The sequence below is a fragment of the Pelatocladus sp. genome (genome assembly GCF_059505505.1).
The window spans coordinates 1-10,922 of record NZ_JCACKS010000077.1 but is presented as its reverse complement, the minus strand read 5'-3'; the positions used below and the strand labels follow the sequence as shown (position 1 = coordinate 10,922).

Here is a 10,922-nt window from a genome sequence, read left to right as displayed (position 1 = left end):
TATCCCGACGCTCAACGAAGCGTTAGAGCGCGGGACTTACGACGAAATAGTTAACTTTTGACTTGTTACGCTATCAACAATCAACAATCAACATTTTTAAAATGCGAGAACTTTATCCACCAATTGAGGCTTATAACGAAGGTAAATTACAAGTATCAGACATCCATACAATTTATTTTGAAGAGTCTGGTAATCCCCAAGGTAAACCAATTGTTTTACTACATGGTGGCCCTGGTGGAGGTTGTCCATCATTTTATCGCCAATATTTTCATCCAGAAAAATGGCGATTGATTATGTTTGATCAACGTGGTTGTGGGAAAAGTACACCCCATGCTGAATTGCGAGAAAATACCACATGGAATTTAGTTAATGATATTGAAAAACTACGAGAGCATTTAGGTATTGAAAAATGGGTTGTCTTTGGTGGTAGTTGGGGAAGTACTCTCTCATTAGCCTACAGTGAAACTCATCCACAACGCTGTAGTGGGTTAATTTTGCGGGGCATTTTTATGCTGCGGCAAAAAGAATTACACTAGTTCTATCAAGAGGGAGAAAGTTATATTTTTCCTGATGCTTGGGAAGAATATATTAAACCAATTCCTGTTGCAGAACGTGGCGATTTGCTGACAGCATATTACCAACGCTTAACAAGCTCTGATATGCAAATTAGGCTGAAAGCTGCCCGTGCTTGGTCAATTTGGGAAGCAACTACTAGCAGATTGTTACCAGATCCAGAGTTGATGCAAAAGTTTGGTGAGCATGAATTTGCTGATGCTTTTGCACGGATTGAATGTCATTATTTTATTAACAAAGGTTTTTTTAAATCAGAAGATTATTTACTTTTAAATGTTGAGTGTATTCGTCAAATTCCAGCAGTAATTGTACAAGGACGTTATGATGTAGTTTGCCCAATGATATCAGCTTGGGAATTACATTGTGCATGGCCAGAAGCAGAATTTATTGTTGTTCCTGATGCGGGACATTCAATGAGTGAACCAGGAATTACGAGTGCTTTGATTGCAGCAACAGATAAGTTTGCTTCTTTGTAACTGTTGTTTGTTAGTGGTTGATTATTAACTGTAGAAGTTTACAGTTGCGATCGCCTTTGTGTTTTATGCTTGGATCAAGAGATCGCTTCTGGGATAAATGCATCAGCATCGTAAGCTAGATTACAGCGATCGCTCTGGTGCAAAAACGGCATACACTTTTGATGGTGAACTTGACACAAAGAGGTTGCCGTGGCTGAATTTTTGTTTGTAACTGATTTGGATCATACTCTGGTAGGCGATGATCAAGCGCTGTTGGTATTAAACGATCGCCTGCAAAAACATCGCCAAGAACATGGTACAAAAATTGTTTATGCTACAGGACGATCACCTGTTCTGTACCGCGAAATTCAACAAGAAAAAAATCTTCTCGAACCAGATGCCTTGATTTTATCTGTGGGAACAGAAATATACTTGGATGGTAGCGATCGCCCAGACTCAACTTGGGCAACAATACTTTCACAGGGATGGCAAAGAAATTTGGTATTATCTAAAACTGCGGAATTCCCGGAGTTAAAAATACAGCCCAATTCTGAACAACGTCCTTTTAAAGTAAGTTTTTTCTTAGAACAGGAGGCATCTGTAACTATTTTACCAAAACTAGAGTCGGAGTTGCTTAAATCTAATTTAAATGTAAAGTTAATCTACAGCAGTGGTATAGACCTTGACATTGTGCCTTACAGGAGCGATAAAGGTCAGGCAGTACAGTTTCTTCGCCAAAAATGGAAATTTGTAGCAGAACAAACTGTTGTTTGTGGTGATTCTGGTAATGATATTGCTTTATTCACAACAGGCAATGAACGAGGGATTATCGTTGGGAATGCTCGTAGTGAGTTACTCCAGTGGCACAATGAAAATCCCGCTAACCACCGCTACTTGGCACAAAATGCCTGTGCAGGTGGTATCTTGGAAGGTTTAACTTATTTTGGATTGATAGAATAAAATGATTAGTTATCTCAAAGGCATCGTTGCTGGCATTCAAAAACATACTGGAAATCGCCATATCCTGACTCTCGAAGTCAACGGAATTGGTTACGATTTACAAATTCCGGGGCGGTTAGCACAGCAGCTACCAGAATCGGGAGGTGAAGTACAAGTATTTACCCATTACCAAATTCGCGAGGAAGTACCGTTGCTCTACGGTTTTGGTTCTCCAGCAGAACGAGATGTGTTTCGTCATTTGCTAAGTGTAAGTGGGATTGGTGCGGCTTTGGCGATCGCCTTACTCGACACTCTGGAACTCCCAGAATTAGTTCAGACTATTATCACTGCTAATGTACAATTGCTGATTCAAGCGCCTGGCGTCGGCAAAAAAACCGCAGAACGCATTTGTTTAGAACTGAAAAGCAAATTAATCGAATGGCGCAAAACAGCAGGCTTTTTCGTCGCTACAGGCGGCCCAGCACCAGGAATTCTCGAAGAAGTGCAAATGACACTCCTCGCCTTGGGTTACACCCCTAACGAAGTCAGCCACGCTTTACACGTAGTCAGCGAAGATATTGGACTACCAAAAGACGCACTCTTAGAAGAATGGCTCAGACAAGCGATCGCTCATCTCAGTAGTAGTGAATGTAGTTATTAGTTATTTGTCAAGAGTTACTATTATTATTTTGGTTGTTATTTATTATTGGTTATTAGTAGTATCGAATTTGATTCGCTTCATTGTTTCCAAGTTTCTCACATTGGCGCAGCCTGGATATTTTGATTCTGCCAGCAAAAATAATGTATGGGTATCCAAGTTACTTTAGCTGTTGAGTTGAATGGGTGTGCAAAGCCAATTTGTAAAGACTTTTTACAAAAACTGAGCTTCTTCCTAAAAGGAAAGGCGTAGCCTTGATTAAAATCATGAACCTCAAAATAACCGATTTTGTAGTTTGCAAACACCCCCTAGCAATAAGCTAAGGACAAGGGCAAAAGTTTACCTATTTGCCCTTTGCTTGCTTTTACTCGGTTTGCTGCCGCATCAACACTATCTTAAGTCGGTGTTGGCTAAAGCTCTTCAAAAGCTTCTAAGTTAAATCTGCTGGGCTGGTAATAATCACGACAGTAGGCGTAGGCGTACCAGATAGGTCTGAGCTTGCTATTAAATTTCATTACACAATAAGGGAGTTAGTTAATGCCTGCGCCAATCTTCATCAGCTATCGTAGAGAAGATACTGCATCTGAAGCAGGTCGTTTACAGAGTTCAATTATCCGAGAACTAGGCGAAGATGTTGTGTTTATGGATACGTCTTCAATCGCATTAGGAAGACAGTGGACGCAGGAACTCGAAGACGCTTTACAATCTGCCCAAGTCGTTGTTGTCGTGATTGGCCCTAATTGGCTCCGAATTAGCGATGAATGGGGTATACGTCGGATTGACCAAGAGAACGATTGGGTTCGGCGTGAGCTTGAGACGGTGCTAAATTCAAGTAAAAAGCTGCTACCCATTTTGGTTAAAGGTGCAAAGCTGCCACCTGCGGATAAATTGCCTGAGTCGATCAGAGATTTTACCCAAAGGCAAGCTGTTGATATTCGAGATGTGTACTGGGATCATGATATCCAACTGATTCTTCAACAACTCCGAATGGAAGTTAAACAGGAGCAGCCAAAAAAAGATCAAAAGTTGAGTGATATCAGACCCTATCCTACACCACCACCTGAAAAGCCAGACCCGCTTAGTGAAGATAAACTGCAAATTGCCCTTAGCAGTTCTCTGTCTAATTGGCAAAAGGTGATTAGTCCTTTGCCAGGAGAGCCATCCAAGGTTCGGATTGAGCTTTTTCGCGAGTATAAGTTTAAGAGCTTCTTAGACGCTATTGGATTTATGAATCAGGTTGCTCCTGGGTGTGAAATTGCTATGCATCATCCCCGTTGGGAAAATATTTGGAGAACGATTAATGTTTATCTGACCACTTGGGATATCGATCATTTTATTTCTGATCGAGATATTCAACTAGCAAAGTATCTTGATCGCGCCTATGCAGACTTTCCAGGTGCAACAAAAAAAGTAGGATCAAGCGGGAATGTGAATTTGACACTCCCCAGGCCAACATATTACTGATTCAAGCAGGCGATCACTGTTTACATTCCCTGTAACAGCTTCCGGCTTCCTTGCAGCAACTTCCGCCTTGACGTTTCCGTGTTTCGCGCACCCTGAAGCAGCTTCCGGCTTCCTTGCAGCAGCTTCCGCCTTGACGTTTCCGTGTTTCGCGCACCCTGAAGCAGCTTCCGTCTTCCTTGCAGCAGCTTCCGCCTTGACGTTTCCGTGTTTCGCGCACCCTGTAGCAGCTTCCGCCTTGACGAGAAACAGACTTGTGTTATGAATTCATCATCGCCTCCACCTCTTCGGGTAAGAGATATTCCCGCGATCGCATATCCTTACATCTGCGTTGATTCGACCATACACTACCCTTGTGTAACGAAACAATAAGTCGCACATCGCGTTAACTCGTAAAGTTTTGTCACTCTGCCGCGAAATGCTACCTTCATGTCGTGGTGAACGCATTAGATAGCAAACTGCTATTGGATTAACGCACTAGTCTTGGAAGGCGTTAGTCCTTAGCGAGGCAAACAAACACTAGAGCAAATCAATGAAACAAAAGTCAAATCAAATAACCACATTTGTATTTGGTGCATTGGCAATTCTAGCAGGTACCGTCGCTGTAATACTGCCGAATATTTTCTCAGGAGAACCTGCTGTCGGAGCAACGCCTGTCGATCTTAAACTCTCCCCTCAACCCTATCCGGTGCAAGGGATTAGTATACCGCCTAAACCAGTAAGTAGCTCATCATCGAATGTAGTCGATGATCTCACAGGAAAACCTGTTGAACACACCCATAGAGTTTCTGGACAGTTCCAGTTTGAGTATCAGGTCGGCTTACTAGTCAATGCCCAACAATCACCCCTTTTCCCTTGGAAGGCTACTGTTACCAATACACCTCAATCCCGCCTTGTGCGCGATGCTGTAGTCATCCTAGAGGATGAGTGTGGACATTACATCAAACGTAAAATCTCATCGAATGGAGATTTCTCCTTTGAGTGGACTCCGGTTGGCTGCAACAAAGGCAAAATTACGGTCTGGTCAGTTGCACCTGGCAATAAGGCTGACAAAGTCGGGGTTGGGAAATGGCTGAAGGGACCAGTCAACACAATGGATGAATTGACCAGCAATACCTCAGACTATATTCCTTATTCCTTTAGCCACTCCTTTGATATCAAACCAGCACGCAAGAATGGTGGCAATGATCTCGACTTGGGGAAAATTACCATCCCCCTGAATGATGAAGCCTCGCGGGGTTTCTTTATTATGGATAACGTTCTCATTGCACGCAGCTATTACAGTAGTTTGCCAGGTATCTCTGATACTAAACTGGTAAAAATAAACGTAGTTCACAGCAAAGGTTTGAAGCCTCGTGGCTTGGAATGCGATGCATGGGATGCAAAAGAAAAGAACCTCCAGTCAGCAATTTATGTCCCTACAAAGGATCTCGGCTTCATTTTCATTCCTTGGGATTGTAACGATTTGGGTCAGGATGCTCATGCACATATTCACGAGACCTCCCATTATTTTCAACGCCTTTTCTTGCGACAAAACCCTGACTATGGTCGGTTCGGTGAAGGCCTGGCTAATGTTCAGTCTGCCATCATCCGGAAAAGCCAGTGGATCACTACTACTGGAACTGACTTGGTCGAGAATCTGGATGTGAATGCACGCATGGCCTGTTGGAACGGAACAGAATGGAACCCCCGGATTGATACCCCGAGTCAATTTAATGAATGCACTAATAGTGGTGGGATACCAGGGTTCCCCCAAGCAGTCGTTTGGTCTAATAACTTGGCAAGCGCGGGTTGGTTTCAGCGCATTGTATGGGACTTAGTCGATGGTGGAACCTCCGAGCCTGAGCCGTTGACAACCTTTATCATCCCTAATCAGAGTCCCAACAACTGTGGCAATGCTTGTGAATTTGGGCAATTCGACAAGATCACAGGCAGCGGAACCTCAACTCCTCCCTCATCCTTAGCGATTAACGATGTGCTGATTTACTATTTGGGCGGTAACGGTGCCTTGGGAACCAACCCTAACTATGTAGATCGTGGTTTACCTGGATTGGATATTACCGACTTTCTAGACGGCATGATTTGCCGGGGGCATATTAGCGCTAGTGCAGCAAATGAGCTTGTTGCCACAGCAATGGGCCTGAACTATGAGGCTGAAGGTAGTCCTACTTCATGCCCACATCCGTTAGATTAGTACAGTTTTTCTGTAATCTATTTGTGATTTGAATCATAAAATAAACTTTTAGCTCAAGATATGCTTCAAAAATAGTTAACCATTTTATGCTTCACAAATCAGCGTCAAAGTAGAATACATCTTCCAAATAATACACGGATAGGGATAAACTAACAGTGTATTACACGGGAGAGTTTATGCTAAAACGGGATATTCAAGTGAAGTTTGCGCTCAAAAACGATGATTATCGTCAAGTGCGTTCTTTGAGATTGACCTCGGAAACATGGAAGGCATAGTTAATTCTATCCATGTGACAGTTGAGGGTGCGAAATATAGGTTCTAAGAAAGGACTCTGACGGCAACACGCTCCTTGAGTGGAACATTTTGAGGAAACCAGAGTTCACCCATCGATCCGTATTGTGCGTATTCAAATAGTTCTTGAGTTTCTTGAGTTCCATTGATTCCAATCCATTGAAATTTTTTCTCGCAAGCCAGAGCAAATTCGTAAAACGCCTTTAACTCATGTTCCTCAAATCCAGGATATCCGATCAGCTCGTCGAAAACGATTATTGAACCTTCTGTGAGTTTTTCTCCTAAATAAGAGAAGATAGTTTTAGTTGATGAATAAAGATCGCAATCAATATGCAACAAAGATATATATTGCTGGGTGTGAGCAGCAATAAACTCAGGAATAGTATCTTCAAAAAGACCTTTTATGAGAGTCGCATTGCTTTTTACCTGAGGTAATTCTGGTTGCTTAAAAGCTCCTTTAGGTAATCCAGGACGCCAATCAGATGGTAATCCCTCAAAACTGTCAAACCCATAAACAGTTCCTTGTAACCGATACTCACAGATAAGATTGAGGGTGTGTCCGCTAGCAACACCAAACTCTAACCAAAGACCATCTTGATTAACAAGTTTCTCCTGCAAGACATATTTGAGAGGTGAGATTGGCAACTGCATTCGTGGAAGAATACAACAGCTATCTTCCACGAATCTGTTGAAGTCCTGATGAAAATTAATAATGTTCTGCATGTTTTCTTATTTTTTAGTAATTTATGTCAAAAAGTATACTATAGCAGGTATAGTATACTTTTTGATTTCTGAAAAACGAACCGCAGAGGACACAGAGGAAGAGAAAGTAGAGAATTTCATAAATGATTTAGGATCTTTATAGCTTAAGTTTCGGCTCTTGAATGATGCGCCATTCCACCAAAGAGCCAAAAGGTGTATAAGGGAGCAAAAACTATTAATCTCTCATGGTTGTCTTACTTTTTCAAAAAAATCAACAATTTCACGTATGACAAACTTTTCCACAATTGTCCACTATAGAGTTATCAGTAATTAGAAAAATGAGTATTAAATTATGTCAAGACAAAAACGCAGTTCACGTACTCTTAGCAAAGCTGAAGTACGTCTAGCCAGCATTAAATCTATCAGTCCGACTCTCGATGTCGGAGAAGGGTTAACAGTCCAAGATTATACTGAAAAAATAGAAAATCTTAGGCAATCTCTAGAAGCATACAATACCACCCTCTCCACTATTGATGTCTTACTAACTCAGATCATCGAAAATGAACAAGATTTAGCAGACTATTCTGAGAAAATTTTACGTGGTATTGCTTATAAGTTTGGTAGTAATAGCTATGAGTATCAGATGGCTGGAGGTACTCGGAAAAACGATCGCAAACGCGCTGTAAGTAAAAGTGTGGCTTTGCCAAATTAAGTAGGCACGATTCAACTGTAGACGCGCAGCGGCTTCTCGGAGAGTAGTATGTAAATTTCTCTAGAGGTAAAGTTTTGTCTTTTACCCTTGTTAAGATACTGCGAGGGTATGGTAGCTTTATTTCCGCCGACCTGTACTAGATAATTTGTGGCGTTGTTGCTACATTCCATAACAGTCTTTAGGGTAACGGAAGAATTTTTGCTATGATATCTAAAACTCATAAAACAATCGTCAGAAACCCCTGGAGAATCCCCAATCCCCCATCCCCAATCCCTACGCTTGGATAGAACAATCTCTGGCAACAATCCACCGTGCAGACTGGTATCGTTCGGTACAGACAATCAATGGTTGCGGTGGTGCAACGGTGTTATTGGAAGGACGAGAAGTAATTAATTTTGCCAGTAATGATTACTTGGGATTGGCTAGTGATCCACGTTTAATCGCAGCAGCGACTGCTGCTATCCAAGAATTTGGTACTGGTAGTACTGGTTCGCGTTTACTCAGTGGGCATAGAGAATTACACAGAGAATTAGAAAGAGCGATCGCATCTCTCAAGCAAACAGAAGACGCCCTTGTTTTCAGTTCAGGATATCTAGCAAATTTGGGTGCAATTACGGCTTTAGTAGGGAAGCGGGATTTAATATTAGCTGACCAGTATAATCACTCCAGTCTCAAAAACGGAGCAATTCTCAGTGGTGCAGCAATTTTTGAATATCCTCACTGTGATGTGGAAGCTGTGAAAACCGAATTAGAGCGATCGCGTCAAGATTATCGACGCTGTTTAATCACTACAGATAGCGTCTTTAGTATGGATGGCGATTTGTGTCCTTTACCTGCACTGGTAGATCTAGCGGCAGAATTTAGCTGTATGCTGCTAGTTGATGAAGCTCATGGTACTGGAGTTTTAGGAAAAACAGGTGCTGGGTGTGTTGAGTATTGCGGCTGTACGGCTAAGCAATTAGTACAAATGGGAACATTAAGTAAAGCTTTGGGTAGCTTAGGCGGATATATTGCTGGAAGTGCAACCCTAATTGACTATTTACGAAATCGCGCATCGAGTTGGATCTATACTACTGCTCTTTCACCCGCAGATACAGCCGCAGCCTTAACAGCAATTAATATAGTTAAACAAGAACCACAACGCCGCGCTCAATTATGGAAAAATGTAGATTACTTAAAAAAATTGATCCAACAACACTTACCTCATCTCAAATTACTCCCTTCAGAATCACCGATTATTTGCTTACAATTTGCTAGCGCCAAAGACGCACTCCAAGCAGCAAAGCAACTCAAATCTGCTGGTATATTTGCTCCTGCGATTCGTCCTCCTACGGTTCCTACAAGTAGAATACGAATTTCGATCATGGCAACTCATGATGAGAAACATATTGAAAAATTAGTAGAAGTACTATATCATTCCTAACCGCCCTTCCTTGTATGCTTGTCGTAAAGCGATCGCTTCTGACACAATTTGTTGAGCAGTTAATCCTTCAGAATCCATCATCTTTTGCAGAGTGACGCCTGTGTATTCATACTCAGAATGAATCGGTGGAATTTGACAGTAGCGTCCGCCATTTTTTGTTCGTCGCCAGATACTTGGTTTTTCAGGTTTTGATTGTCTGGGAGTGCGCCGTTGCTTAACTAAGGAACGTACAGCTTCTTGGGTGATTACAGTTATGTCTAACAAAGCATCTATGACTGGTTTATATTTATTACTATTGTTTGCCAACTGATAAACAGTCAATGGCTCAACTTGTGCTAAATCTTGGGGCGAAAACTTACTAAATACCGCCGCAATTTTCAGATACTTTTTTTCTTCACCTTTCCAACCCTGATCAACCAGTAGTTTTTTATACTCTTTTGCTGAAAGCTTTTGTTTTTGGTCGGCTAACCAAAAAGCATGATGCAAAATTGTTTTGGTGACATTAGCAAGTGAAAGCACCTGAAACTTTTCAGCATCAACGCTGTTGGAGTCATTTGCTTTTTCCTCAACGTATTTCTCAAACTCTGATAAAGCAATTACTTTTTCGTCAACTTGCTCTGTAATTACACTCTGTACTTGTGTCATCATAATCTTGACCTCATAAAAGCTTCCTGGTACGTACAATAAATCCATCGCCTTTAGTCACCAGAAAATGACACAAGCGATCGCACTCATAAGGTGCTACTCGATTAAGTAGTGGCTACGCATACACGCACCATCACTCTCAAGCTAGTGAAAGTTTGAAAATAAATTTTTTAACTAGAACAATTGTACTACATATAGCCAAAGAAAAAACCCCAGTAATACCCAAATTTTTTTTAAGCTGATAAAAGTTTTATACATTCACTAAGAACAGGGAACGGATAAGGAAGGGATGCTCCCCGTATATTGAAAAAATTGGGATGCTTCCCTAATTAGTAGGGGCGCAGAGCGCGTCTACGCCCCTAGTTTATTTGCGCCGACTTACTTATTCCTGAATGCGATCGCTATATTATGTAATGGCGATCGCAAAGTACAAAACTTCAGAAAAGGTAAATTTATAATTAGTTAAATCATTGATAAAATTCAATGTTTTTACCAAATAAATTATTAGTTAATATCATAAATATCAAATACGTCAAGGGATATACATCAAAACATATTAATTTGTATCTAACATCACAAGATTAATTGACACTAAATCATTGCTATATAAATCTATAGATAGATACAAAGGTTTTTTAATCAAGTTAATATTTGTCTTGGAAGAAGAGAAACATTTAAGTCATACCTCACTCTACCCCTTGAGGATCAAATCGCTCCTTTAGGGGTATTTATTTGCATAGATAAACAGCTTTAATTACGTTAATTTAAGCAAAACAATTAAGAGTATTTAATCATAATAAATAAAAAAAACTCTTATTTTTTTCTAGAGCGGTAAAACTTGCTAGAGAAGAGCAAAAATCTGGTAACGT

General features: G+C 41.0%; 8 protein-coding genes and 1 pseudogene. 7 read left to right on the top strand and 2 right to left on the bottom strand.

What is annotated here, in order from left to right; all coding sequences use genetic code 11:
- Positions 1-101: 101 nt before the first annotated feature.
- The 5 genes and pseudogenes from pip to AC5JMK_RS07270 all read left to right on the top strand — a co-directional run bounded on the left by pip (position 102) and on the right by AC5JMK_RS07270 (position 6,280).
- Positions 102-1,049: pseudogene (gene pip, locus AC5JMK_RS07290) on the top strand (prolyl aminopeptidase).
- Positions 1,050-1,238: 189 nt separating this feature from the next.
- Positions 1,239-1,988, top strand: a complete 750-nt coding sequence (locus tag AC5JMK_RS07285) for a sucrose-phosphate phosphatase (protein WP_495909756.1) — start codon at positions 1,239-1,241, stop codon at positions 1,986-1,988.
- A gap of 1 nt (position 1,989) precedes the next feature.
- The gene (gene ruvA, locus AC5JMK_RS07280; protein WP_096676918.1) at positions 1,990-2,628 is read left to right on the top strand and encodes a Holliday junction branch migration protein RuvA; all 639 of its coding nucleotides are present in this window, start codon (positions 1,990-1,992) and stop codon (positions 2,626-2,628) included.
- Between the two features lie 534 nt (positions 2,629-3,162).
- Entirely contained in the window at positions 3,163-4,089 is a 927-nt protein-coding gene (locus tag AC5JMK_RS07275; protein WP_096676917.1) for a 4a-hydroxytetrahydrobiopterin dehydratase, read from the top strand.
- Between the two features lie 529 nt (positions 4,090-4,618).
- A complete protein-coding gene (locus AC5JMK_RS07270; RefSeq protein ID WP_495909755.1) occupies positions 4,619-6,280 on the top strand; it encodes a hypothetical protein in 1,662 nt (553 codons plus the stop codon).
- Positions 6,281-6,598: 318 nt separating this feature from the next.
- Here the strand turns inward: AC5JMK_RS07270 and AC5JMK_RS07265 are convergent, their stop codons facing one another.
- Positions 6,599-7,294, bottom strand: a complete 696-nt coding sequence (locus AC5JMK_RS07265) for a class I SAM-dependent methyltransferase (protein WP_495909754.1) — start codon at positions 7,292-7,294, stop codon at positions 6,599-6,601.
- Between the two features lie 331 nt (positions 7,295-7,625).
- Here AC5JMK_RS07265 and AC5JMK_RS07260 point away from each other — a divergent pair, with 331 nt between their 5' ends.
- Positions 7,626-7,985: a hypothetical protein gene (locus AC5JMK_RS07260; RefSeq protein ID WP_096676912.1), complete on the top strand. Its 360-nt coding sequence runs from the start codon at positions 7,626-7,628 to the stop codon at positions 7,983-7,985.
- Between the two features lie 262 nt (positions 7,986-8,247).
- Entirely contained in the window at positions 8,248-9,408 is a 1,161-nt protein-coding gene (gene bioF / locus AC5JMK_RS07255) for an 8-amino-7-oxononanoate synthase (protein ID WP_495909757.1), read from the top strand.
- Here bioF and AC5JMK_RS07250 read toward each other — a convergent pair.
- A complete protein-coding gene (locus tag AC5JMK_RS07250) occupies positions 9,394-10,056 on the bottom strand; it encodes an Alr2735 family protein (protein ID WP_096679103.1) in 663 nt (220 codons plus the stop codon). The two genes, bioF and AC5JMK_RS07250, sit on opposite strands and share 15 nt — an antisense overlap.
- Positions 10,057-10,922: the final 866 nt, after the last annotated feature.

Coding starts and splice junctions, on each gene's coding strand:
- ruvA (WP_096676918.1), top strand. CDS start 1,990: ATGATTAGTTATCTCAAAGGCATCGTTGCTGGCATTCAAAAACATACT.
- AC5JMK_RS07265 (WP_495909754.1), bottom strand. CDS start 7,294: ATGCAGAACATTATTAATTTTCATCAGGACTTCAACAGATTCGTGGAA.
- AC5JMK_RS07270 (WP_495909755.1), top strand. CDS start 4,619: ATGAAACAAAAGTCAAATCAAATAACCACATTTGTATTTGGTGCATTG.
- AC5JMK_RS07275 (WP_096676917.1), top strand. CDS start 3,163: ATGCCTGCGCCAATCTTCATCAGCTATCGTAGAGAAGATACTGCATCT.
- AC5JMK_RS07260 (WP_096676912.1), top strand. CDS start 7,626: ATGTCAAGACAAAAACGCAGTTCACGTACTCTTAGCAAAGCTGAAGTA.
- AC5JMK_RS07250 (WP_096679103.1), bottom strand. CDS start 10,056: ATGATGACACAAGTACAGAGTGTAATTACAGAGCAAGTTGACGAAAAA.